Source organism: Bacillus cereus group sp. RP29 (assembly GCF_040459765.1).
Classification (GTDB): Bacteria; Bacillota; Bacilli; order Bacillales; family Bacillaceae_G; genus Bacillus_A; species Bacillus_A paranthracis.
In genome coordinates, this window is record NZ_JARVHN010000001.1 from 3,176,726 (window position 1) to 3,203,652 (window position 26,927).

The window sequence follows — 26,927 nt, forward strand, 5'->3', positions numbered from 1 at the left end:
TTTAATAAATCCCTGTTAAAGTATAGAACGTGATAACTAAAAATACAGCAAGCGTTTTCAAAACTGTAATTGCAAAAATATCTTTATATGACTGTTTATGAGTTAATCCGGTTACTGTAAGAATAGTAATAATAGCCCCGTTATGTGGTAGTGTATCCATTCCTCCTGATGCCATTGATACGATACGATGCATTACTTCTAACGGAATATCAAATTGATGAGCCGCTGCAATAAACTTATCTCCCATTGCACTTAAAACGATTCCCATTCCTCCTGATGCAGAGCCTGTAATACCGGCTAAAATATTAGTCGTGACTGCTCCATTCACGAGAGGGTTTGTGAATGTGGCAGAAATGCCATCTCTCATGATTGCAAAACCTGGAAGTGCGGCGATGACACCACCAAAACCAAACTCAGCTCCTGTATTCATTGTCGCAAGTAACGCTCCGCCAATACTTGTATTCAATCCAGCTTGAAATCCTGTTACGACTTGTTTCCAATATAATAATAACGTTGTTACAATACCTATTATAAGTGCCAATTCTACCGACCAAATTCCAACTACTGCACTTAATTCTACTTTGCCAAATGCTTTCATACCAATTGTAGAAAAATCAAAACCATTCGGATACCACTTCGGTATCATGATAGTAAAAACTTTATTCATTACACCTACTAAAACAAGTGGTATAAAAGCAATTACTTGCTGTGCTCTTGTAATTTCAAGGCTTTTCAGTAACGGCATATCTTTTTGTTCTACTTGTAAAGAAGCTGCCATTTCCGTATTCCCATCGTTAAAACCAAAATATCCTTCTCCAGCTGCTTTCGCCTTCTTACGTCTACTCTCTAAATATAGTAAACCTAACGTAAGTACAAAAATTGCTCCTACAATACCAAGTACCGGCGCAGCATAAATGTCTGTTTTAAAAAACGTTGTAGGTATTACGTTTTGAATTTGTGGTGATCCAGGTAGCGCATCCATCGTAAACGTGACTGCTCCAAGAACAATCGTTCCAGGGATTAAACGTTTTGGAATATTCGCTTGTCGAAACAGCTTTGCTGCGAATGGATATACAGCAAACACTACTACATACACACTAACACCGCTATATGTTAAAATAGCCCCCATTAATACAATTGCTAATATCGTACGTTTTTCACCAACTAACTCTATAATTGTCTTTGCAATTGAGTCCGCAATTCCTGACATTTCTACTACTTTCCCAAATATTGCTCCAAGTAAAAATACAGGAAAATATAGTTTAATAAAACCTACCATTTTCTCCATAAAAATATTCGAAAAGAAAGGTAATACAAAACTAGGCTCTGTCAAAAACACTGCAAATAAAGCAAAAATCGGTGCAAATAAAATAACAGAAAAGCCTCTATAAGCTACAAACATAAGTAAACTAAGTGCTAATAATATAATAACTAGCTCCAATTATACCCCTCCTTTAACAGAATATTCAAACTTTTATTGATAAACTTCTACTACTAATCTTTTGATTCTGACATCCCTCCTCTTATTCATACAAATTTTTCATGCTAAAAATGTCTAATTATAAGTATTCGATTACATATGAAAAATCCCTTTAAACAAAAAACGATTTCATCATCATACGTTATAAAGGGATTATTAGTCTCTATATTTACTTCTTTATCAAACTATTTTCTAAACAAAAATGATGTAGTTCTTTTACATCATTTACGATATGAGTCGCACCAACTTCAGTCAATTCCATTTCACTACCATAGCCATATAAAACGCCAATCGATGCAATTTCATTATGATTCGCGCCGATTATATCGTGCTTTCTATCTCCAATCATAACAATTTCTTCTTTATTAAGTTCTTCATTTGTTTGTAAAATATGAGCAATGATTTCTTCTTTTTTTATTCTTGTACCATCTAAATTACTTCCAATGATACCTTCGAAATAATTTGTTAGTTGAAAATACTCTACAACTTGTTCAGCAAATATAGTAGGCTTTGAAGTTGCTATAAATAAACGATTTCCAGTATCTTTTAATTGTTTTAAAAGATTTGGAATACCCTCGTAAACATTATTCTCCAACAATCCACGTTGCTTTAAATATTCTCTGAAATAAAAAACAGCTCGTTCAACTTCTCCTTCATTCATATTATATCTCTCTACAAATGATTGCTGGATGGGTGGACCAATAAATGAATCTAACTCGCTTATATGTAATTCTTCAATGCCAACCTTTTTTAATGCATACAATACTGAATTGACAATCCCTTCTTTCGGATCCGTCAATGTTCCATCTAAATCAAATAAATATGTTGTGTACACGTTTCAATCCCCCACTCATTTTACTTTATAAGTAACCTATAACAGATCTCCCCTCTTTCCCTTCTATTATAATACTATCATTATCTTTTTTTCTGAAAAATTACTTTTCCTATGTCACATACTTTCAGTTACAAAAAAAGATACATATGGTAAAGTGAAAAAGTTACAATTATTTTAATAGAAACTGGTGAAACAAATGTCAATTACGTTAATTTTTATAATGGCTTTCACAATTATTATCCATGCGGTTGAAACTAGCTCTTATAGTATTCGATTAGCTGGTGTACGTTTAAAAAAGATTGCCGTTGCCTTATCCGTCGTAGGAATGGTACTGCTTATTTCTAGAACATCTAACTTACTACAAGCCTTTTTAATCGGTGGTATTGTCGATGAAGCAAAACTAGATTCTTCTATTGATTTAGAGCATATTATACGTCTCGTTCTATTATCTGCTTCTATCGGTACATTACTTGCGATTATACTGTATCCAACTTTGACAAAACTATTTGGATACGTCATTCAAAATTTTGAAACAGATGGTTCATTCATTCGAATGATGAAGACGAATAACATTCAAAAGTTAAAGTACACAAAAAAATATGTACGCTTTCCAAAGTTAGAAATGATTCATAGACTACGCATTGGTGGTATTCCAAAACGTATTATGCTTATTAATATGTTTGCTACTGCCATTTATACAGCAGGTGTTCTTTCTGCCCTTTACGCTTCATTTCTAAATCCAGATTATGCAACAAACGCAAGTACAGCTTCTGGTCTTGTAAATGGTTTTGCTACAATTTTATTAACCGTACTACTCGATCCACGCATCGCTCTTTTAACAGAACGTGCTTTACAATCAGAGAATGGTGCTGAGTCTATGAGTAAAATGTACGGTTGGCTAATGATTTCTAGACTTTTCGGTACATTATTAGCACAACTACTATTTGTACCAGGTGCTTACTGGATTTTATGGATTATTGAACTAATACATTAATTTACTAGAAAGGTGAATATGTCAATGAATATCCAAACAGAGCAACATATCATTCGCTTAATAGAAAACGACGAATGGATGATGGACGTATTACAATTAGCAAAATCACTAGAATTACCTGATTGGTGGATTTGTGCCGGGTTTGTTCGTTCTAAAATTTGGGATACTTTACATAACTATGAAGCTAAAACGACTATGCCTGATGTTGATGTGATTTATTATGATAGTCTACATAAAGATGAGATATACGAACAATCATTAGAAACGAAATTAATGAATATGGATGCTACTATCCCTTGGTCTGTAAAGAATCAAGCTCGTATGCACGTAGTAAATAATATGCCACCGTATTCTTCTTCTGTTAATGCTATTTCTAAATTCCCTGAAACAGCAACGTCTTTAGGGGTTACATTAGACGAAAAAAACAATGTTATATTAACAGCTCCGTGCGGCATTGAAGATGTTCTTTCCTTACAAGTGAGACCAACAGCTCATTTTCTGGAATCGAAAGAGCGTATACATATGTACAAAAACAGAGTTATTAAAAAGAACTGGCAAAGTAAGTGGCCTAGCATTACAATCACATATCCAGAAATTTAGAAAGGATGCTTCTTATTTAGAGAAGCACCCTTTTCTTCATTTCAAAAAATGTATGACTGTTTCTGCAAACCTATTTGCTTCCTCATAATGAGGTGAATGACCACTTTCTTCAAATACGATATACTTGCCGTTTCGGGCATCTTTATTAAATATTTCAATTTGTTTTTCACACGTTACAACATCATATTTTCCTACTATTAATAACATTGGATTCTGTACATCTTTTATTTTAGATAATAATGACGTATGACATGCTCCCTCTAATTTTAATCTATCAAAGTGAATTTTGGAGCGATTTGAAAATTCTTCCCACTCTTCATCACTATATAAACTCTCATCTGTCTCATCTTCCTTATTATTGTAAATCTCCATTCTTTTTTCTTCTAATTCATCACTTAATCTTATATAAGCTTCTAACAACTCTTCTGAACAAGCATTGCTAGATGAATAAAATAAACACGCTTTTGCTACTTCTTCTTTTCCATATTTTTTTAATAAGTCCGCTGTCTTTTGTAATAAAGCTCTACTTGTTAATGCAAAATCGAAAGTTGGCCCTTCAAATATTATTTTCTCTATTGAACTTGGATATATCGACGCATATAACAATGCTACATATCCACCGAAAGAATGTCCAATTACAGACCACTTCTCAATTTGTAATACTTTTTTTAACTCCTCACAGTCTTCAATTAAATCTTTTAATCCAAAATCTTCGTCCTCAGTAATTTCTTCTGAGCGACAAACACCTCTTTGATCTATCATAATTACATATAAAGAATCTTTTAAACGTTCCGCTTGATGAAATGAAAAATCGTAACAACTTTCTCCTGGTCCACCATGCAAGTATAGAACTGGTTTATTTTTAGGGTTTCCATGCGTTTCAACGTATAGCTTTTTTCCTCTAATATGCATGTATTTCCCTGCTTCTATCAAATTCGCCTTTATGATCATCACCTTCTTTTTTTACTGAATATTATAACATCAACTGTTAAATAATCCCTATTACATTTAAAAAGACGATAATGATTGCGAGTGGTGCTACAAATCGAAGTAAAAACGCCCAACAAGTAAATACTTTCTTTCCATAATTTCCACCTACAAAAAACTCTGCTTCTAATACCTTCTTTTCCATTTTAAATGAAACGAAAATACTAATGAATAGTGCACCAAGTGGCATTAATATATTACTAGATAAGAAGTCTACTGCATCAAAAATATTTTTTCCGAAAATCGTAATATCACTCCATACTCCAAATGATAACGCTGATGGTATACCTACTAAGAAAATGCAGAAACCGATCATCCATGATAACTTTGTTCTTCTTTCTTGTTCGCCATTTGCTACTGCTGAAACAACTGTCTCTAATAGTGAAAATGCCGATGTTAATGTCGCAAATGTAAATAGTGCAAGGAATACTGTTAAGAAAAACCCACCAAATGGAATTTGACTAAATACTGATGGTAATACGATAAATAGTAATCCAGGCCCTTCTGTTGGCTCCATTCCTAATGAAAATACGGCCGGAAAAATTGCAAGTCCTGCAAATAATGAAACAAATAAATTCAATCCAACAATTGTTATTGCTGATTTTGGTAAACTTTCTTTTTTATTTAAATAGGAACTATACGTGACCATAATCGAGATCCCGATACTAATCGCAAAGAAAGATTGCCCCATTGCGAACAAAATACTTTCTGAAGTAATCTTTGAGAAGTCTGGTTGTAAGAAAAACTTCACACCTTCCATTGCATTATCAAGTGTTAATGAGCGAACAATAAGAGCGACAAATAAAACGAACAACGCTGGCAACATATATTTACTTGCTTTTTCAATTCCGTTTTGTACACCTTTTGATACGACCCAAATCGTAATGAACATAAAAGCGAAATGTCCCATAATTGCCCAAACAGGATTTCCAATTGTTTCAGTAAATAATGAACCGTAATTTTGTCCTGGAGTAATAAGTTGTCCCGTTACTCCTCTGAATAAATAAATTAACACCCATCCACCTACAACACTATAAAACGAAAGTAATATAAAACACGTTCCTACGCCAAGGCGTCCAATCCAGTGCCACCCTGTATTTGGTGCAATACTTTTAAATGCGCCAACTGCTTGTTTCTGCGTACTACGTCCAATCATAAATTCAGCTATAAGTAGTGGTAATCCAATTAATACAGTAAATAATATAAAGATTAAAAAGAATGCTCCTCCCCCGCTCTTGCCGGCGATATAAGGAAACTTCCATATTGCGCCAAGTCCAATTGCCGATCCGGCTGCAGCCATTATAAAACCTAATTTCGAAGTCCATTGCTCCGTCTGTTTCATCTCATTTTCCTCCTAATAGAATCATTTTATATAAATAATTAAATTTTATAGACCAATCCGAATAAACCCTCCATTTCTATTTCCATAAAATAAAAAAATGGCTCAACGTCTCTATATAAAGAGACGCTAAGCCATTTACTTAACGCGGTACCACCCTTATTGATTCCATTATGAATCCACCTTAGTAGTAATCGTTTGATTACAAACCTAATATCGAAGGTTAACCGTTAAGATTTACTAAGAATGTGATTCCGTTCCACCTTACTGCTCCTAGGCGAGTTCAGGATGTCATTTGACTATGTCACACCAACCCATAGCTCTCTGTACAAATATACGACCTTACTACTCCTATTCAACACATTTAAATATTTAGAATATATTTTCTTTTGAAATTAATATGAAGTATATCGGTTATATTAGTAACTGTCAAGGGACATATTAAATTTTAATGAGAAAATGCGGAATTCCTTCCCCTATTATTAAGGGATAAGCCTTGTACAGTCCCTTGGAAAAGCACTCGCCTCTCGTACGTTTGTTAATTCTAACAATTTGCAAACAACTCTCTCTAAGCCAATTCCAAAACCACCTTGCGGAGGACAACCGTATCGGAATGTATTTAAATAAGATTGAAATTTATCTGGATGTAATCCTTTTTCTTTAAAAGAAGCAAGTAACATTTCATAATTATGAATTCGCTGTGCCCCTGATGTTATTTCTAATCCTTTATATAGTAAGTCGAACGAATCAGTAATAGATGGATTCTCGTTATTCGGCAACGTATACATCGGTCTCGCTTCTTTCGGATAATGTGTAATGAAAACAAATTCACTCTTATATGTTTTCTTCACATATTTCCCTAGTAACTTCTCACCTTCTGTATCTAAATCCCCAATTGGCGATTCTTTCCGATACTTACTTTTCAAAATTTCTTGCGCTTCTAACAATGTGATTTTCGGTATTTCTGTAATGACAGGTACTTCTATTTGTAATAGTTGTAGTTCTTTCTCACAGTTTTTTGCTACTTGTTGAAACATATATCGTAATACATCCGTTTCTAATTGCATCACTTCATGAAAATCATTTATAAAGCCAATCTCTACGTCTAACGATATATATTCATTTAAATGACGGGAAGAATTGTGATGTTCCGCTCTATATACAGGTGCAATTTCAAAAACACGTTCTAATCCTCCCGCTACCATCATTTGCTTGTAAAACTGTGGTGATTGAGCTAAATACGCTTCTTTTTGGAAGTATGGAAGCTTAAAAACATTTGCTCCTCCTTCTGCCCCTTGCGAAACAATTTTTGGAGTAAATATACGTGTGAAATCGTTCTCTATAAGGAATTCACTAAAGCTCTGGACGAGCGTAGATTTCACTTTAAATATAGCAGCGGTTCGCTCATGTCTTAATGATAATACCCGTTCATTCAGTAGTTGATCTAAGCCAACTTGTAACTTCTTTTTATTTATTTCAAATGGAAGTGGTTCTGCGCCGTTTATTACTTTCACTTCATGCGCAAGTAATTCAACACCCAATTCTGTTTTCGTTGTTTCGACTATCTCGCCGATTACATGGACGACACTTTCTACATCAACTTTATATCCAGCTAATTCATTTTCTAATACACATTGAATTACCCCTGTTCTGTCCCGTAATAATAAAAAACTAACATTTCCAAGATGACGAATCTTTTTTACCCACCCTTGAAGTAATACAACTTTTCCGCCTTGCTTTGTACATTCTTTTGTGAGTGAACGCTTCATTATTGACTCCATTATTTTTCCCTCCGGTAATTTTATAGTTATTTACGATATTGTTGTTGTCATCGTCATCATCCACGGTCACTCACCTCCCTTAAAAGAATACAAAAATCCGCCCCTATAAATAGGGACGGATTTTTCCGCGGTACCACCCAAATTGTCATAATGACCATCTTAGTCCTGATAACGGTAGGTACCGTTTGCTTTTACTAATTATCACGTTCAAAGCAACACTCACAGGTGTCTTTCTATCATGCAGTATCGCAATCTTCTCAGCAACCGATTGCTCTCTGTAGACCTTTGCATCATGTACTTTTCCTGATCATCACTTTTTGTATTTACAGAGTATTCTATCTCTTCGCACTATAAAATGCAAGCACTTTTAAATATATTTTAATTTTTCACATCCACTTTTGTACAATTTCCTCTAAAGCCATTCCGCGTGAACCTTTCAATAAAACAACATCTTTTTTCGTTACTACTTTTAATACTTCCTCTGCTATCTCGGCTTTATTATCAAATGATTGTACTTTTCCTGCATGATAGTTCTTTCTTGCTTCTTCCGCTACAATTTTGGCTAACTCTCCATACGTAAATACATATTGAATGCTCTCCTCATTTAACATTTTACCAATTTCTCTATGATATGTTTCACCTTTCTTCCCTAACTCCAACATATCCCCAATCACTATCATTTTTTCTTATAGGCATTTAACTTCTGTAACGTTTCAATTGCAGCCTTCATGGAGGAAGGACTGGCATTCCATGCATCGTTAATAATTGTAAAACCTGTTTTAGCGGTTAAAAACTGAAAGCGCATTTGTGTAATATTTATTTGTTGCAATGCTTCTTGTATTTTTTCTGTAGGGACTTTGTAAAATTGACCTACAGCGATTCCGACAATCGTATTAAAAATATTATGTTTTCCATATAAGGGAACATCGTACTGTATTTTTGAATGATTTAATTTAAAATGAACACCATATTCATCTAATTGTACGTTCGTTGGAAACAAATCATTTGTATACTTTCCACCAAACGACTTACTTTCTATACCTAGCGTATTAATATGTTGAGAAAGTAATGGCTCATCACCATTATATAAGAACAGTCCACCGTCATGTAATCCGTCTACAATTTCAAATTTAGCCTTCGCAATCTCTTCTCTTGATCCAAGCGTCTCTAGATGTGACTGTCCAATCATTGTAATAATCGCTACATCTGGCTGTGCGATTCGTGATAAATTTCGAATTTGTCCTTTTTCACTCATTCCCATTTCAAGTATCAAAAACTCAGTATCTCGTTCCATTTCTAAAATTGTTAACGGTAAACCGATTTGACTATTAAAATTACCTTTTGTTTTATGCACTCTATAAGTTGAACTTAAAATGCTTCCTATTATATCTTTTACCGTAGTCTTGCCATTACTACCTGTAATTCCTATTACTTTTACATTTATCTCTCTTCGATAAAATTGTGCCAATTGTTGCAAAGCAAACAAAGTGTCATCCACAAATATAATTGGAATCCCTTTTGGCGGAGTACCGTAAGACTTTTTCCACAAGGAAGCGACAGCTCCATTATCCATTGCTTCTTTCACATACTCATGCCCATCTTTCACCCTAATGATTGGAACAAATAAATTTCCTTCTTTCATGTTTTTGGAATCTATACAGACACCATGTATTTCTAAATGATGAAATGATTCGTATAACCCTTCTCCATCTATTACTTCTTCAAGTTTTTTCAAATTCATTTGAATCAAAGCATCACCTTTTTCCATCAAATTACATATTTACTGTTTTATTTACACATATTAATAAAAATTTTATAGCGAGGTGTGTATATGCAAAAAGCGATTAGTTTCTTTCTCCTATTGTTTTGCCTAATTGTAGTAAACGAAACGTACGCCTATTCACCAAAATCTTTACCAATCTCTCAAAACTCTGATCAATGGCAAGTGAATATTGATAAACCGAAAAAAACAAACAAGAATATGCTTCAAGCTAAAAAAGATGAATTTCAAACATATCAATTTTCATTGAAAAATGTTGGAAACAGTGAAGTATATAACGTACAAGTCGAAATATTCCGCAACGAACCAAAAACAAAAACGAAATATGAACTCTTTTCTCTAAAGGAAAGTCGTTTAGCAAGTGGAAAAACTGGATTTGAACATGCTAATTTTCCAGTTGCTACAAAAGCGGATGAAGTTGATGTAATGATTACTTGGCAAGAACACCCTTTCCGATCGATGCGAAATGGTCAAAAAGTTGAATCTAGAAAATTTAAAGAGCATTTTGTTTTTAAAGATGAAAAAAAATAAATGGAATGCGAATAAATTCACATTATCATCTATATAGCTTACTTTACTAGTACCAGTTCTAAAGCAAATTAAAAAGTCGTGGCTTATACATGCCACGACTTTTTATATTAATTCGTACTAATTCCTCTCGCTGCCCAAATACGATCGATATCAGCGGCATGTTGTCCGCCATATAAAAGAGCATCTGCTTGCTTAATTGCTTTCGCTCCATCACTGAATTTAGAGTTTGGTGTTAACGACCAGTGCGATTGTAAAATAATTTTCGTTGCTACATCACGACCAAATGCTTGCGCCATCTCATATTGTCCTTGAGCCCAAATTTCTCCATCATCATGTACTTCATTCGTAATATCTTTCGGATACACTTTATTATTATCTAATCGGCGTAAGCACGTTGGATCTGAACTAGAATAAGCAGTCGCATCCCATTCTCCAACACATGCTTTTCCGTAGCCTGTTGTTGATACTGCATCTTCATACGTAGCACCTAAGAAATCACCAAATCCTTCTCCCATCGCTCCACCTTCTGCAGAACTACCGAAGCCAGGAACTTGGTTATCTTGAATTGAATGTCCATATTCATGTGCGATAATACCAGCATCTTCTGCATCATCTACTCCACCAGTACCAAATGTTAAAGCCTTCGTTGTCGGAGAATAAAACGAGTTGTCCGCCGTCGTTCCATTTACATTCACTTTAATAGAGCGATTATTAATATTTTTAAAACCTAGACTTTGAATGTAACGTTGTAAAGTATCGATATGATAATACGACATCACATCTTCAAAGCTATCATTTGCACGTGTATAGTTAAATTGTAAGTTTGTAGATTTCGTTTTTGCTTTTGAAGAAATCGTTACATACTCTCCAATTAAAAATCCTGTCCCATCTAAACCTTTTAACGTAACAGTCTTTAATTGGTTCGTTAATGCTGTTGAATCTGCATCATTGTTATCTTTTAAACCTACTTTACTACCGCTAGATACGACTGGGTTAGGTAAAAATACTTTTCCTGATCCTTCTGCTTTACGGTTTATATCAACCTTTTTAATTAACTTTCCATTTTCTGCATCAACAAATGTTTCCCATGCACCAAATGGATTATTAGAATGGACTACAACTTTATATACTGGACGAGCAATTCCTTCTTCAACAATATATCCAAATTCTTTCTCTGTAGGAGCCCATAAGTTTTGTTCACTTACTTCTCCAACATACGCCATTGATTTTTGTATTGCATCTTTTTCACTAATTTTTGTTGTAACTTCCTTCACACCTTTAACAGATTGATAATCAGAAACAGCAAGTACTCCTTTTCCCTCACCGTTAAGAGTAACTGTAATTTGTTTTGAAAACACAGGCGCACCATTCACAACTTGTTGGAACCTAACATATGAAGCTACTGACGTTTCTGTTGTAGAAATATATTGCAAGTCTGAAAGGTCTGCTTTTAATCCATACTGCGCAGCATTTTCTTTTAAATATTCTGTTGCTTTTTTCTGAGGCGAATAAGCTTCTAGCTTTACTTGCTGTTGTTTTTCCAATGCCGAAACTGTAGTAATCGTCCCCATTACTAACGGCACAGTCATTGCCATTACCACCATTTTTTTATTAAACATAGAACCACTCCCCCTAATAAAGTAGCTCAACCTTATCCCATTACCACTAGGCAATCATTCCCCATAAAATGGGGGGAATAAAAATTGAATCTACGAGTAATTCTCTATGAACAATTCTATTACCTTTCCATTTAGGGGGAGTGAAATTTTCTCAATATTTATTTGTAAAGCGAAAACAATACTGTAGAAATAAATTTTAACAGCATTTTAATTAGCGTGTTATGGAGAAAGAATTTTTCTAGAGGTCCTATCGAATGTATTATGCAGAAAATAGCCGGATAAATTTCCATCATACAAAAAGGAAGTTGGAATCATTCCAACTTCCTTTTCTTTAATTAGCTGAGCTTAATTTAATGCGGACTTTTGTCTCACCTAAAGAAATTTCATCGTCTTTATTCGTTAAGTGACCAAATGTAAATTGTTTAACGAGTAAGTTTTCTTCCAACAACTCTTTATGATTCGTTAACGTTTGCTGTAGTTCTTCCTCTGTATCAAGAATTACATCTACCCGTAAATTAACAGGTAAATTCAACTGCTTACGATATTCTTGAACGGCGCGAATGAATTCACGTGCTACCCCTTCTTGTAGCAATTCTTCCGTTACATTCGTATCTAACATTACTGTATATTGTCCGTTAGTTGTATTAGAGAATCCAGATTTCGCAACTTTCTCTACTAATACATCTTCAGTCGTTACAACTATTTCTTCTCCTGATGCTACTTCGTAAACTGCTCTTTCTGTAGAAACAAAGTTTTGTACCTCGTCTTGTGATAATTGTTTTAGCCAGCCATTTACTGCATTCACATTTTTACCGAACTTCGGCCCAGCCGTTTTAAAGTTCAGCTTTAATTGATAGGACGTGTATTTCGTTTCATCGAGTTCAACATGGAACGCTTTTACATTTAACTCATCCATAACGATATCACGATAAGATTCCCAATCCATATCATTTTCATTATGCTCAAGTAATACAAGTTCCGCTAACGGCTGTTTTACTTTTAAAGAATGTTGATTACGATTACTTCTTCCAAGTTCAACAACTTGTAAAACTGCATCCATTTCCGCTTCTAATTTCGGCTGAAGTAGTGATTCATTTACAACTGGATAATCCTCTAAATGAACGCTACTTCCAGTTAAATTCAAATGAATATCTTCAGCGACAAACGGTGTAAACGGTGCGATTAATTTACTAATTGTCACAAGCACTTCGTGAAGTGTCTCATACGCAGCTGCTTTTTCAGCATTCATACCAGATTCCCAGAAACGATTACGTGATCGCCTTACGTACCAATTACTTACTTCATCTACAAGCGCCGCGATTTCACGAGCTGCATTCGTAAATTGATAATCATCAAGTGCAGTTCTCACTTTTTTCGTTGTGCTATGCAATCTTGATAATACCCATTCATCCAATTTCGTCCGCTTTACGTCATACGTTTCGTTCGGATTATACTCATCTAAATTTGCATATAAAACGTAGAAGCTATACACATTGACTAATGTATCTACAAATTTAGATTTTGCTTCTAATACTGTTCTTTCAGAAAAACGCTTCGCATTCCACGGAGCACTGTCAACGAGTAAAGCCCATCTTAAAGCATCAGCACCAAACTTCTCTACTAAATCAACTGGATCTAGTGCATTCCCTTTACTTTTAGACATTTTCTGTCCTTCCTCGTCTAGAACATGCCCTAGTGATAGCACTCGTTTATACGGTACTTTTCCAGTATATAGTGCTGATACAGCTAATAAACTATAAAACCAGCCGCGTGTTTGATCAATTCCTTCTGCAATTACATCTGCTGGAAACTGTTCTTCAAATAACTCTTTATTTTCAAACGGATAATGATATTGCGCAAATGGCATCGAACCACTATCAAACCAAACATCAATTACTTCTGGTGTGCGATTCATTGTACTTCCGCATTTTTCGCAGCAAACTTGCACTTCATCTACATATGGCTTATGCAATTCTAAGTCTTCAGGTGTCTCTTTCGTACTATGCTTTCTTAAATCAGCAATGCTTTTCGGTGCGAATTGATGATCGCAACTTTCACATTCCCATACGTTTAATGGTGTTCCCCAATATCTATTTCGGCTAATATTCCAGTCCACCATGTTTTCTAAAAACTTACCAAATCTTCCATGTTTCATATGATCTGGATACCAAGTAACAGTATCGTTGTTTTGTAAAAATGTATCTTTAATTGCAGTCGTTCGGATTAACCAACTTTCACCTGCATAATAAAGAAGGGGTGAATCACAGCGCCAACAATGTGGGTAACTATGCTCATACTTTTCTTTATGATAAAGTAAACCCTCCTTCGCTAAATAACGAACGATATCTACGTCACAATCTTTTACAAATTTACCTTTCAAAAATGGTACTGCTTCTGTATACTCGCCTTTCTCATCTACAACATGTAAGAATGACAACCCTTCACTTTGAACGACTCTATAATCGTCCTCTCCATATGCTGGAGCAATATGAACGAGTCCTGTACCACTATCTGCCGTTACGAAATCTGCTCCGATTACGCGGTAACCATTTGTAACTTCTTTCATCGGAAACGGTGCTGTATAAGAAATATTTAATAATTCTTCTCCTTTATGAACAGATAATACTTCATAGTTTTCTTTTAATACATCTCGTACACGTTCTTTCGCAACAATGTATACATGACCTTCTTGTTTCGCTTTCACGTATTCCATATTTGGATGTACAGCGAGTGCAACATTTGCTGGAAGTGTCCAAGGTGTTGTCGTCCAACCTAGGAAATATTCATTTTCACTATCTTTCACTTTAAACTTAACGGTTGCACTTAAATCTTTTACTGTTTTATACCCTTGGGCAACCTCATGTGAACTTAGTGAAGTTTGACAGCTTGGGCAATATGGTGAAACTCTATGCCCTTTATACAATAATCCTTTTTCATGAATCGTCCCTAAAATATGCCATACACTTTCGATATATGGATTCTCTAACGTAACATATGGATCATCCATATCTACCCAGTAACCGATGCTTTCAGTGAATTCACGCCACTGCTTCTCATATGTGAATACACTCTCTTTACACTTCTTAATAAATGGTTCAATTCCATACTCTTCGATTTCATGTTTACCAGAAATACCAAGTTGTTTCTCAACACCTAATTCTACAGGTAAACCGTGTGTATCCCATCCCGCTTTTCTTAACACTTTATAACCAGACATCGTTTTATATCTTGCTACTACATCTTTAATTGTTCGTCCAAGTGCATGACCTACATGCGGTAATCCATTCGCCGTCGGTGGTCCTTCATAAAACACAAAAGATTGTGCGCCTTCTCGATTCTGAATTGATTGCTCGAAAATGCTCTGCTCGTTCCACTGTTTGCGAATACGTGTTTCTCTCCCTACAGCTGACTCTTTTACATCTACTTTCTTCATCTACAATCACTCCTTTTGAATGTTTTAAAGCACACAAAAAACCCGTCCCTATAAAGTAGGGACGGGTTTACCCGCGATACCACCCTAATTCTATTAGTTCTTCACTAATAGCACTTAGCAACGTACGATCATACGTGTTCTTTGTAACGGTAGACATCCGTCCGAGCTTACTCATTTTCAGCCTCGGCTCCTCGGAGATGATTTTCAAATAACGTCTGCACACCGGCTTTCAGCAACATACCGGCTCTCTGGGGAACAGTACACTATTTTACTCTTTCTCGTCTTCAGATTTGTATACTTTGTTAAAAGCTATTTTATGCCATTTGGTAACAAATTGTCAACTAATTCGAAATATATATTTAATTATGCCCTTTTTTCACTATTCTTATACAATTACTTTTCAAATTCTCGCAGTGCTGCTAAATTTTCATCATCCTCGATAAGTTCAGCGAAAAATCCCGACTCATCCTCACGAAGTACAATTTCAAGCTCTTCCTTCGCCTCTTCATTCCTGTTTAACTGTGCTAAATAACAAGCACGATCATATCTTGCTAACAAATCACTCGCATCCATTGTTACTACTTCATTTGTTATTTTTTCTGCCTTTATCGTTTGGCCAGCACCATGATATGAAGATGCTAAAGAAAGAAGAATTGCTGTTTCATTCGGATGATGGATAGAGGCATTTTCTAATACATGAATTGCCTCTTCAAACCTCTCTTGACTTTGATATATTTCTCCTAAAGCAAGAAATGCTCTACTTACAAATGGTGTTTGCTCCGTTAATTGTAAGGTAATCTTTTCTGCTTTTCTTTCTTCTCCTGCTTTAAAGAATACTTGTGCCTGAAGAAGAAGAGTATCGTAATCATCTGGTAACTCTCGAACCATTTGCTTCGTTAATTCCATAGCATCTCTTAACATACCTTCTTCCTCGCACTCAACGAAAAGATTTACAAGTTGCTTCGCTACTTCATAATCCCATTTATTTTCTAGTGACGTGTGCAGAATCTCTATTGCTTCTCTATTCATCTCTACATTCTCATAAAATAGCGCAAATCGTTGCGCTGCCATACTATTTTTCGGATTTAACTGTAACGAAATTTCATATAAATCAATGATTGTAGTAATAATCGAAATTTCTTTCGCACGGTTTTTCATACGATAAAGAGCTCTCGTAAATATAGATTTCTTCGGCTGTTCATTTTGTTGACGTTCAATCCATCTTTCTGTAACTGCAGATGCAGCATACATAAACGCCATACTTCTTTCTGCCTTTTTTACTTTTAATATGTGAAGAAAATCTCGTATGTTAGACCATTTCTTATGTTGTTCTATCGCTTTTACATATACATCAAATATACGTTCATTATTTACATCTTTTTGTATAACCTTCATTGCAATTTCAATTGCTTTTGCATTTCTATTTTTCACTAATACTTTTGCATAATGATATAAAACTTCTGTATGCTCACTATCTAATCGTAGTGCCTCTTCAATCTGTGCTTGTTCTTTATCTATTTCATCCATCGCTCCATACACATATGCAATCGCATCTAATCGCCATATTTCAGGCACTTCGTCCACTAATTGTTCTAGTTCAGTCAGCAACTCTTTCTGAAGATTCATTTCTACTGAAAGCTGCGCCAAATATTCCATATTAATATGCAGCGGCTCTTCTTTCATCGCCTGAACCATATGACTTTGTTCCTTAGAACGATTTTCTTCTTTTTCATATATTTCCGCAAGCTGTAAATGTACACCGACAAAATTCCCATCAAGCTCTAAACATGTTTCATATGCCTGTTTTGCTTCCGTCAATTGTCCTAATGCCATAAGTGTTTCACCAATTCGGTAATACGGTAATGCCGTTTCCTTTTGTTCTATCGCCCTTTTATATCTTTTCATCGCTTGGCCATATTGTCCGATAGATTCATATAAAATACCTGTATAACAACCATATTCACTTACTTCATTTCTTTCTTTTTGTAACGTTCTTAAGAATGCTATACCTCGCTGCACAAATACCGTTCCTTTAATTCGATTCACATATTCATCTAACGCGCTTGCTACATTATATTCGCTCTGCTTTATACCACTCTCTAACTTAGACAATGCTACTTTAAACCCTTCTTCACTTCCACCAAGTTCAACTTCAGCATCCCATAAAACCATTCCCGCATTCATAAGAAAATCTTGGCTCTTTTCAATTTGTTTTCCAATACCAAGAATATATTCTTTTGCTTCCTTATATTGTTCTCTTGCCATATAAACTTGCGTAAGTCCGAAGTGAGAATAAACATCATCATGATTTTCTTCTAAAGCACGAGTATACAACGATTCTGCTTCTTCCAGGCTATCATTTTGAAAATGATAGTCACCCAGTTTTACATATAGAGGTGCCTTATCATCACAATTCTCAATACCTTTTAATAAAATTTCTTTCGTACTTTCTTCATCCTTCAGATCAGATTCGTATATTTCTGCAAGTTTCGTATAAATGTAAGGTGCATTACTATCCAAATGAATCGCTACTTGAAGCCCTTTTATCGCTAAATGTAATTTCCCTAAATGATGCGCACATCTCGCTCGCTCATACCATACATGTGCCTCATTTTTATACTCTCTTAACAGGTCGTTAAAGATTTTATACGCTTCTTCATATCTTTCTAAATCTATTAATATTAACCCGTGATTCGTTAAAGTAAATCTTTCTGGACTACGTTCTAAAGCAACTTGAGAAAACTGCAATGCCTTATCAGATTGATCGATATACATATAGGATAACGCAAGGAAACTCCAAGCAATCGGCTGATCTGCGTCTAATTGTAATGAGGAACGAAAACTTGAAATCGCTTCTAAATAACTTTCCTGCTCAAAAGCATACCTTCCGTTTATGAAATGATATAAGGCACGACTATTTTTCTTCTCAACACTCGCAAGCATGTGCCCAGCTTTTTCTAACTCTTCCAGGCGAATAAAGCACTGTGCACCATGTAATTTAACAAAATCTGAGTTAGGAAATTTCTCCATTAAATTTTCTATACAATATAAAATAAATTCTTTATCTACTTCAACATCTAAATGCTTAACCGTATATAACCACGTATTCGGATTATCACTTGTCTCTTTTAAAAACTGTACTAAGTCATGAATCCCCTCTTTATCTTGTTCATCCAAATGATCTGTTAAAGAAAAAATAGATTTAAAATAATGATGTTCTTCTTCATTTAAAAATGATAGTAGTTCCTTCTTTTCTTGCGGAACAAACGTAATTGCTAAACAACCTGTATAACGATATTTTTCTTGTAACTTACTATATTCCACAATAACTGGCTCTATAAAGTTCGGATCTTGAACATAAAAGGCCTGCAATGTATCATCATATCCAGCTAGTACTTGTACATGTGAAGCATGCTCAATATCTATACTTAATAAAACAGGAATTCCTTCATCAATCAGTCTCTTATAATTCTCTTCATTACCTTTAAAATAACGATATTCATAACCTAATTCTTCCAAATAAGAAACAGTATCTGAAAACTTCGATCCTGTCATATCAAAAATAAACTCTGCTATTTCATCTTGTGTACGTTTTTCTCCCCATAACTGCAACATCATTTCTAAACTTGTCGGCACACAATAATTATCCTTTTGTACAATGGGAACGATCGGCAGGTGAACCTTTTTTCCATCTGGATTTTTTTCTAAATTATGATATAAAGACCCTTTTAAACTTTTTTCTTCTTTTAATAACTGTTGTAAATCTACAAGTTTATTCATTTTGTACAGTGCTTCTGCTCGTAAATGTACGAAATAAGCTTTATACGCATGATAAGGAAGCTGTTTATTTATGTTATCTATTACTGATAACATATCTTCGTACTTCCCTAAATCTAACACATATTTTATCTTTTCAAAATGAAAATATGGTACTTGTGGGAACTTTACAATTGCATCATCAATTAGCTGCAATGCACGTTTTTGTTCTCCTTTATTCGCATATAACTGTGATAATAAATAGGTAGATAACTCTTCACAATCTTTATGCTGCATACCAGCTATAAATTGTTCTTCTGCTTTCTCCCATTCACCTGTATGCATATAGACGTATCCCCATTTATCAAACACGGCACGTTCACTGTACTCCTCTGCCTTTTTCATATAATAAAGAGCTTCTTCATTTCGTTTCATTTCCAACAAACATCGTACTAAAGTAAAATATGTTTTCGCTAAAAGATCAACTTCAATTTCTTCTTTATTTACCTCTTCTAATGAGTCTTTTAACAACTGTTCTGCTTCAAGAATTTTCCGCTCATCAATTAACTCATCACAATATAAAGAGAGCGTTCTCATATTTGGGAATTTTTTATAGGCATAGCGAATGAGGAATGAACTGTATTGGTGCATAAGCCCTTCATCAGTAAGACGTATTAATATATCAAACTCCTTATGTGAAGGAATATTAGCAAGCCAATTCTTTACATAAGATAAAGTATTCTTTTCTTTTATATATGAAATTTCATTATTTATTTCCTGTAATCCATCTATAAATCTCTTGTCTTTCAAACAAGCATCTAACTGCTTAAAATCTAGCATGTATTCACCTCGAATATTTATTTATACTGCTACTTGCTTAGATTTTACACATCATATTGTATGTATTCAACTAAAATCTCCTATAATGGATAGTATTATTTAATATTATTCAAATTTATAACAAAATATAGTCAAAATGATTGTTTTTCTCTGTATTTTGTTTGATTATATGGAATAACGTAACATGTGGATCTTATTTTTATATAGCTGAAATCATTACATGAAATTATATCGGCGATAATTCAAATATATCGGCGATTTTCAAAATATATCGACCGATTCTTAAAATATATCAGCGATTATATGTCGAATATCGACTTATCGACATTCAGCGACATGTTTCATCGTATTACTACCTATTAACATACTATTTCACCAAATGTAATTTTCATATTCGGAGCGTACACTAATGAAGAATGTATATGAAATGCTTTAAAAAATCGTAGTTCAGCTTCATATTGAGCTAGCGCATCATCATATGTTAATCCTCTGTCTATTAAACGTCCTATAAATTGCTGTTTATCACCTGGATTCCCCGCAATCCCCTCTTCCTTTAATGAATGATACAACTTCGCTTTACCATGATGGTGCATATTAGAATCTAAAAAGTTCACTTTATAACTTACTCTACATTCAATATTTTCCACGCCTAATTCACTTAAATATATCGGTATTTTCATACCAATATTTCCATCTTTTCCGCTTCTCTGTGTGTCACTTTCAAATAACTTCTGCAAAGTGCCTAACCTAATAAATTCCGATTGATTCTCCCCATCTAAAAAGTATGAAGACATATTTGATATCCAATGTGGTTCAAAACAGATTATTTTTCCGCCCTTTTTAACTGAATGTATCATTTTTTGTAGCATTGTTTCTGGAGTAGTCATATGTAATAAGAAAGCATGACAGATTGCTATATCGTATTTATCGTTCAGTTCAATTTCTGTAGCATCTCCTTCAAGAAATTGTGACTCATACGGAAGTAAACGAAACAATTCTCTCGCTTCAGCAAGTAATGTTCCCCCGCTATCAATGCCTGTATACTTTGAACCTTTTGGAAGTAATGGCATTAATACTAAGCCTAAATAACCATATCCACAACCGAAATCAACGATATGTACGGGCTTTTTAATCTTCCAAACTGTATTTACTAAAAAGCTTACATAATCGTCATTGTAATATAAATCTCTTGTATTTTTTAAATAAGTTAGTTTACTGTTCCAATCATACGTTTCCAACGTCTAACGCCTCCTTTTATATACAAAACTAAAGTTCTCTATATAATAGTCGTATTCCTACACTTTTCTTAAAATTTCAAAGCAAAAAGCTAGTGTGTTATTAACAAATACACTAGCTTTTTATTTGGAAGAAAAATTTAACAAGTACAATCACAATCAAAACAATCCGTACAATCTAAATCGCCACAATCTGCTTTTCTCTTTCTTTTGTTTCTCTTAAGATAATAATACAGTAGCCCAATCAATAGTATACAAATAGTAAAAGCTATTATTGCTTCTGTATACTTATTTTGAATCATAAAACCAATTCCACTTCCACCTGAAATAAAAATTAGAATTAAGTAAATCCAGAACATCTATGTAAATACCTCCGTTACTATATACCTTAAGATAATATCCAAATAACACTTGATGAAATAAATAACCCCATACCATTACCGCTTAATACACCAGTAGTTACTCTTAGTAAATTTGTGCTACTTCTCCATTTCCACTTTTGGGTAAATCCATCAATAAGTAACGGAATTTGAGCAGAAAATGATAGTATAATTGCAAAAAGAAATGAAAGTGTTATATAAAAATAAATTGGAAACATTAATATACCGATAAGCATGCCTGTACAACGCGCACATAAAGGTATGTATTTTTGTAGTTTAAGAAAACTTCTATCTGATCTTCTATGACAAGGAATTTGTAAAATCATATTTCGAATCAATATAAATCCTCCTCTCTAAAAAGATTTTAATTGATTTTGAAAATTAATTATATATCCAAATAAAAAACAAACCAGGTTTATATACTAAACCCAGTTTGTCAGTTTATTACTATGTTACATCTCCTCAGGTGCCTCCACCCCAAGTAAACGTAATCCCTCTTTTAATACAACCGTCACAGCATACACTAATGCCAGTCTACTGTCTTTCTCTTCACTCTCTTCTAATATACGCACATTTCCATAATATTTATTAAACGATTGTGCCACATCTAATACGTATTTCGAAATAACCGATGGCTCATTTTTGTTACATGCTCCTTCAATTACTTCTGGGAATTTGTTTAGTAATTTTACGATATTCCAACTATAATCGTCTTTTAAGGTAAACGTACACGTTTCAAATTCTACGCTTTCTTTTCTTAAAATAGAGCAAGCACGTGCATGTGTGTATTGTACATATGGGCCTGTTTCCCCTTCAAATTTCAGCATATTTTCTAATGAGAATTCAATATTATGCATACGCTCATTTTTTAAATCGTGGAAGATAACTGCGCCAGCACCGACTTGCTTTGCTACTTCTTCTTTCTGTTTTAAATTCGGATTTTTCTCTTCAATATTTTGTTTTGCAAGTTCGATTGCTTCCTCAAGTACTTCTTCTAGTAAAATAACTCTTCCTTTACGTGTCGACATTTTCTTACCATCTTTTAAAATGAACCCAAACGGTACATGTTCCATGCCGTCAACCCAAGTGTAGCCCAACTTTTTTAATACAGTGAAAAATTGATTGAAGTGTAAACTTTGTTCCGGGCCAACTACGTATAACGCTTTATCAAAACCAAATGTGTTTTGACGATATAGTGCTGCTGTTAAGTCACGCGTTGCATAAATCGTCGCACCATCTGATTTTCTAATTAAGCAAGGTGGCATTCCCTCTTCTTCTAAATTAACGACTAATGCGCCTTCTGACTCTTCAAGTAAATCATGTTCCTCTAAAATCCCAATAAAGTCTTCCATTAAATTATTATAAAAAGCTTCTCCTTGAAAATTAGTAAATTCCACACCGAGAAGTTCATAAATACGAGAAAATTCTTTTAAGGATTCGTGGCGGAACCAATTCCAAAGCTCAACAGCTTCTTCATCACCTTCTTCTAATTTCTTAAACCAAGCGCGTCCTTCTTCTTCTAATTCTTCGTCGTCTTTTACCTCTTCATGAAATTGAACATATAACTTAAATAATTCACGTATTGGATCCTCTTTCACTACTGCTTCATTTCCCCATTTTTTATAAGCTGTAATTAACTTTCCAAACTGTGTTCCCCAGTCTCCAATATAATTAATTCCTACAACTTCATAGCCACATTTTTCAGCGATATGTTTCAATGAATTTCCTATCATTGTAGAGCGTAAATGCCCCATTGAAAATGGCTTTGCGATATTAGGAGAGGAATAATCGATAACGACCGTTTTTTCATATCCAAAATGATTGTGACCGTACTCTTCTTTCTCCGCTAAAATCGTTTTTAATACTGTATCACTTACCGTTTCACGATTAAAAAAGACATTTACGTAAGGACCAACAGCCTCTACTTTCGCAAAAAACGGATCACTTAATTTCTGTGCAACTTCCTTTGCAATAATAGCCGGTGCTTTTTTATATTGCTTTGCTAATGAAAAGCATGGGAACGCTGCATCTCCGAATTCATCTTGTTTCGGTGTTTCAATTAAATCTAAACTTTGCTGTTGCGTTAATTCATTCGTAAAAATATTAGATAAACTTTCTGCAAACTGCTTTTTATAATCCATGCTACAACCTCCTTCATTTTTAAAATACAAAAAACTCGTCTCTAAAAAAGAGACGAGTTTGAACCCGTGGTACCACCCTTGTTGTTCATTACGAACCACTTTCCCGTTTATAACGAGGACAGGGGGCCTCGGCTTACTCTACTATTCGTTCAAGAAGCATCTCCGAAGTGCGCTTCATCTTTTTCTTCCGCACTAGGCTCACACCATCCCTAGCTCGCTTTCCTTCTAAAAAAGACTACTCTCTTCATCACAGACAGTATATTTAATTAATTATTGCTTATTATACATCTTTTCAAACAATTAGCAAGGGTCAATTACACCAAAGTGAAACTTAGCACTTTTTCTTTTGTATACGTGAAAATTGTGTTTTTCAAATCTAGAACTACGGAAATGATCTTTTAATACGACACGCTTTCTCGCCACTCGCTTCGCCTCCGCAATTGTTTCATCAGTAATATCATGATACAAAGCGAAATGTTTTAATCCTTTAATTCCGTCAGATTCTATGACAGTTTCTTCAAACATCGGATCGAGATAAACGATGTCATAGCTATTATCTTCACATTGTTTTAAAAATGCGAAGTGCTCCGTTTGCTTTACATCAATTCGTTGCATTGCTTCATCAATTTCAGAAACAGATGAAGACCATGTTTTCAAACCATTTTCCATAATATAAGCCATATACTCATTGCCTTCAAGTCCTGTTACTTTTCCGCTTTCACCAACAATATAACTAGCTACAATACTATCTGATGCCATCCCGAGCGTACAATCTAACACTGTCATTCCTCTCTCTAATTGCGTGGCTTGTACAAACGGATCATGTTCTCCGCGCATTAACCTTTTCACACGAAACATCGCTGAGTTCGGATGAAAGAAAAACGATTCTTCCGTACCTTTTGGATAAATAGCTAATCGGTTCTTCCCTACGACAAGTACATCTTGTTCATACTGTTCATGCAGCTTATGTACTGGTATGTCATTACGTTTAACGAAAGAAGCATTTAATTCTGCTGCTACCCTGTTTGCATAAGCTGTCATTTCTTTGTTCGTTCTTCCTGCTGTTGTTACTATCATTTTTTCACCTCTATATAAAGAAAAGAGGGAGATTTACTCTCCCCCTTCTTTAGCAATTCTTTTCGAAAGCTTGTTCTAAATTCGTAATAATTTCGTCCATAGTTGCACCTTCAATTTCATGACGGTGAATGAAGTGAACAACTTCTTTTCCTTTTAACAATGCCATAGATGGTGAAGACGGAGGAATTTCTCCGAAGTATTCACGCATTTTTGCAGTAGCATCTTTATCTTGACCTGCGAATACAGTTACAAGATGATCAGGTTGTTTTTCAGCACGAACAACCGCTTGACCTGCTGATGGACGTGCTAAACCAGCTGCACAACCACAAACAGAGTTTACAACTACTAAAGTTGTACCTGTTACGTTTTCCATAAATTCTGTTACAGCTTCTTCTGTAGTTAACTCTTCAAACCCAGAACGCACTAACTCTTGGCGCATTGGGATTACCATTTGGCGCATGTATTCTTCATAAGCATTTGACATCTTGTAATCTCTCCTTCAACTTTCATTCCAAATTCATCATATCACGCTCTATTAATAGGTGCAAAAGAAAGATAACGATGATTTCATTTTTTTGTAGGGATTTCACAAATCCCTTCGCGGCAATGTCCAACTGGGACAAGTTTTCTATTGTTAGCGATATAATCGTATACTTTACTTCCAAAACCAAGTACGATAGATAGCTTTATAAAAGGTACGGCAAACCAATAAGATGGAACGACCTTTGCTAATACATATATGCTATGAATGCCGTCATACCACTTATTATTTTTTAAAATATACAATCTTTGTTCCATCTTACTTTGTAGTTCTTGAGAAAGTTCATACTTCTCAACTACATCTTCATCTCGAAATGAAAAAAATTTCACCTTACCCTTTTTATCTAATTTTTTCGTACGTTCTGCAACCGCCGTACACATCGGACACCAACTATCATAGAAAACAATCATACATTATTCCCCTTTACGAGACTCCGTCATTTGTTTCCATACAGAACCTTTTGCTTCTTCTCCGCCTTCAATACGCTCTAACGCTAGACGTGCTTGCATTGCTACTTCAAACTCTGGATCATCCTGCGCTGCTTTTAATGCTGGAATTGCACTTTCATCTCCTAGTTCAAATAAGAACATCGCTGCACGCCATCGTACTAATTTACTTGGATCTTTCAGAGATTTAATCATAACGAACATCGCCGCCGGATCACCTACATCTGATAAACAATCTCCTGCAGTACGACGAACGCTTACAGAGCGATCTAATAAGGCTTTATATAATAACGGTAATACTTCATCACCTTTTACCATACCTAAATATGCTGTTGCTAAACGGCGAATCGAAACTTTTTCATCATCTAACGCCATCTTCAACACTGGAATATCTTCTTCAGTAGGATCCATTTGTTCTAAAGCTGCAAAACGTTTTTTCCAGTCAGCATCTTTCATCATCTCTTCTGTTACTTTATATGGCTCACGCTTTTGAATCGTTACTTCAACAGCACCTGCCTGATTTAATAATTCTTTAACCGTTTCATTTACACGTTCTTCCGGATAAGCAGCAACAATCTCTTCTACTACTTCTTTCCCGATTTCTTCAAAATTACCGTAACGTGTACTTTGTTCCACCCATTTACGTTCTTTTACAACGTTTGGTGCAGACATTTGCACTTTCATAATTGATTCTTTAAAACGGTCAGGTAAACCAACACGTTCTTCCGTCGTTCCATCTGTTAACTTTACTTGCATTGGAATTGTAAAGAACATTTGAACAAACACTTTCACTTCCCCAAAATGAGCAAGTTGTTGTTCTTCACTTTCTTCCACTACTTCTTCGCCAAAAACAGCACGAACTTGTTGTAATAACACTTTCCAGTCATACTTTGCATTTCGCTCCACCGCTAAAAAGTCGGCTACATGATATACACCTTTAATGCCTTCAATTTTCAAAATTTCTTGCACTTGCATTGGTGCTTGTTCTTTATTTTCATTTGTATAATTATTACGTGCTCCTGATGGTAATACTTCATTCAAAATAACTTTCATTGTATTTGGACTTGGCGTCGGTTCAATTGCTTTAATCTTCACGTAAATAACTCTCCTTTATTGCATGTTCTTAGCTGTA

19 protein-coding genes, 1 pseudogene and 4 other annotated features are annotated in these 26,927 nt (G+C 34.7%); of the genes and pseudogenes, 3 read left to right on the forward strand and 17 right to left on the reverse strand.

What is annotated here, in order from left to right; translation table 11 throughout:
* Nucleotide 1: 1 nt before the first annotated feature.
* On the reverse strand, nucleotides 2-1,441 hold the full coding sequence (locus tag QCI47_RS17010) for a GntP family permease (protein ID WP_061130557.1): 1,440 nt from the start codon (nucleotides 1,439-1,441) through the stop codon (nucleotides 2-4).
* A gap of 208 nt (nucleotides 1,442-1,649) precedes the next feature.
* Nucleotides 1,650-2,315, reverse strand: coding sequence for an HAD family hydrolase (locus QCI47_RS17015; RefSeq protein ID WP_000288834.1), 666 nt, complete (start codon nucleotides 2,313-2,315; stop codon nucleotides 1,650-1,652).
* A gap of 196 nt (nucleotides 2,316-2,511) precedes the next feature.
* Between QCI47_RS17015 and QCI47_RS17020 the strand changes: the two genes are divergently transcribed.
* Together QCI47_RS17020 and QCI47_RS17025 are read left to right on the forward strand one after the other, a co-directional pair.
* The gene (locus QCI47_RS17020) at nucleotides 2,512-3,309 is read left to right on the forward strand and encodes a lipid II flippase Amj family protein (RefSeq protein ID WP_000028910.1); all 798 of its coding nucleotides are present in this window, start codon (nucleotides 2,512-2,514) and stop codon (nucleotides 3,307-3,309) included.
* Between the two features lie 24 nt (nucleotides 3,310-3,333).
* On the forward strand, nucleotides 3,334-3,909 hold the full coding sequence (locus tag QCI47_RS17025) for a nucleotidyltransferase family protein (protein ID WP_353811882.1): 576 nt from the start codon (nucleotides 3,334-3,336) through the stop codon (nucleotides 3,907-3,909).
* A 36-nt stretch (nucleotides 3,910-3,945) separates the two neighbouring features.
* On the opposite strand, the gene QCI47_RS17030 is transcribed toward QCI47_RS17025, so the two are convergent.
* From QCI47_RS17030 to QCI47_RS17045, 4 genes and pseudogenes are all read right to left on the reverse strand, one after another.
* Nucleotides 3,946-4,860, reverse strand: a complete 915-nt coding sequence (locus QCI47_RS17030; RefSeq protein ID WP_000584223.1) for an alpha/beta fold hydrolase — start codon at nucleotides 4,858-4,860, stop codon at nucleotides 3,946-3,948.
* A 37-nt stretch (nucleotides 4,861-4,897) separates the two neighbouring features.
* Nucleotides 4,898-6,238: a sodium-dependent transporter gene (locus QCI47_RS17035; RefSeq protein ID WP_000814557.1), complete on the reverse strand. Its 1,341-nt coding sequence runs from the start codon at nucleotides 6,236-6,238 to the stop codon at nucleotides 4,898-4,900.
* A gap of 116 nt (nucleotides 6,239-6,354) precedes the next feature.
* Nucleotides 6,355-6,603, reverse strand: a binding site (T-box leader).
* 114 nt (nucleotides 6,604-6,717) lie between these two features.
* Nucleotides 6,718-8,016 (reverse strand): aspartate--tRNA(Asn) ligase, encoded by a 1,299-nt coding sequence (gene aspS, locus QCI47_RS17040; protein WP_353811883.1) that lies wholly within the window; start codon nucleotides 8,014-8,016, stop codon nucleotides 6,718-6,720.
* A gap of 108 nt (nucleotides 8,017-8,124) precedes the next feature.
* Nucleotides 8,125-8,336: a binding site (T-box leader), on the reverse strand.
* A 66-nt stretch (nucleotides 8,337-8,402) separates the two neighbouring features.
* Nucleotides 8,403-9,784, reverse strand: a pseudogene (locus QCI47_RS17045) (UDP-N-acetylmuramoyl-tripeptide--D-alanyl-D-alanine ligase).
* Between the two features lie 63 nt (nucleotides 9,785-9,847).
* Between QCI47_RS17045 and QCI47_RS17050 the strand changes: the two are divergent.
* Nucleotides 9,848-10,327 (forward strand): hypothetical protein, encoded by a 480-nt coding sequence (locus QCI47_RS17050; protein ID WP_309422761.1) that lies wholly within the window; start codon nucleotides 9,848-9,850, stop codon nucleotides 10,325-10,327.
* A 107-nt stretch (nucleotides 10,328-10,434) separates the two neighbouring features.
* On the opposite strand, the gene QCI47_RS17055 is transcribed toward QCI47_RS17050, so the two are convergent.
* The 11 genes from QCI47_RS17055 to QCI47_RS17105 all read right to left on the reverse strand — a co-directional run bounded on the left by QCI47_RS17055 (nucleotide 10,435) and on the right by QCI47_RS17105 (nucleotide 26,890).
* Entirely contained in the window at nucleotides 10,435-11,946 is a 1,512-nt protein-coding gene (locus QCI47_RS17055; RefSeq protein WP_309422762.1) for a M36 family metallopeptidase, read from the reverse strand.
* Nucleotides 11,947-12,277: 331 nt separating this feature from the next.
* On the reverse strand, nucleotides 12,278-15,379 hold the full coding sequence (gene ileS / locus QCI47_RS17060; protein ID WP_353811884.1) for an isoleucine--tRNA ligase: 3,102 nt from the start codon (nucleotides 15,377-15,379) through the stop codon (nucleotides 12,278-12,280).
* Between the two features lie 54 nt (nucleotides 15,380-15,433).
* Nucleotides 15,434-15,673, reverse strand: a binding site (T-box leader).
* 99 nt (nucleotides 15,674-15,772) lie between these two features.
* On the reverse strand, nucleotides 15,773-19,975 hold the full coding sequence (locus tag QCI47_RS17065; RefSeq protein ID WP_309422764.1) for a tetratricopeptide repeat protein: 4,203 nt from the start codon (nucleotides 19,973-19,975) through the stop codon (nucleotides 15,773-15,775).
* 359 nt (nucleotides 19,976-20,334) lie between these two features.
* Nucleotides 20,335-21,213: a class I SAM-dependent methyltransferase gene (locus QCI47_RS17070; protein WP_309422765.1), complete on the reverse strand. Its 879-nt coding sequence runs from the start codon at nucleotides 21,211-21,213 to the stop codon at nucleotides 20,335-20,337.
* A 137-nt stretch (nucleotides 21,214-21,350) separates the two neighbouring features.
* Entirely contained in the window at nucleotides 21,351-21,569 is a 219-nt protein-coding gene (locus QCI47_RS17075) for a hypothetical protein (RefSeq protein WP_071742389.1), read from the reverse strand.
* Nucleotides 21,570-21,598: 29 nt separating this feature from the next.
* Nucleotides 21,599-21,928: a DUF2085 domain-containing protein gene (locus QCI47_RS17080; RefSeq protein WP_000620803.1), complete on the reverse strand. Its 330-nt coding sequence runs from the start codon at nucleotides 21,926-21,928 to the stop codon at nucleotides 21,599-21,601.
* Between the two features lie 114 nt (nucleotides 21,929-22,042).
* Nucleotides 22,043-23,731 carry an arginine--tRNA ligase gene (argS, locus tag QCI47_RS17085; protein ID WP_353811885.1) on the reverse strand — a complete coding sequence of 563 codons (1,689 nt, stop codon included), beginning with the start codon at nucleotides 23,729-23,731 and terminating at the stop codon, nucleotides 22,043-22,045.
* Between the two features lie 45 nt (nucleotides 23,732-23,776).
* Nucleotides 23,777-23,991: a binding site (T-box leader), on the reverse strand.
* A gap of 40 nt (nucleotides 23,992-24,031) precedes the next feature.
* On the reverse strand, nucleotides 24,032-24,808 hold the full coding sequence (locus tag QCI47_RS17090; protein WP_000637441.1) for a class I SAM-dependent methyltransferase: 777 nt from the start codon (nucleotides 24,806-24,808) through the stop codon (nucleotides 24,032-24,034).
* 49 nt (nucleotides 24,809-24,857) lie between these two features.
* Nucleotides 24,858-25,292, reverse strand: a complete 435-nt coding sequence (locus tag QCI47_RS17095) for a BrxA/BrxB family bacilliredoxin (protein ID WP_000063713.1) — start codon at nucleotides 25,290-25,292, stop codon at nucleotides 24,858-24,860.
* 83 nt (nucleotides 25,293-25,375) lie between these two features.
* Nucleotides 25,376-25,759, reverse strand: coding sequence for a thiol-disulfide oxidoreductase DCC family protein (locus QCI47_RS17100; RefSeq protein WP_000634897.1), 384 nt, complete (start codon nucleotides 25,757-25,759; stop codon nucleotides 25,376-25,378).
* Nucleotides 25,760-25,762: 3 nt separating this feature from the next.
* Nucleotides 25,763-26,890: a conserved virulence factor C family protein gene (locus QCI47_RS17105; RefSeq protein ID WP_000692572.1), complete on the reverse strand. Its 1,128-nt coding sequence runs from the start codon at nucleotides 26,888-26,890 to the stop codon at nucleotides 25,763-25,765.
* Between the last annotated feature and the right edge of the window lie 37 nt (nucleotides 26,891-26,927).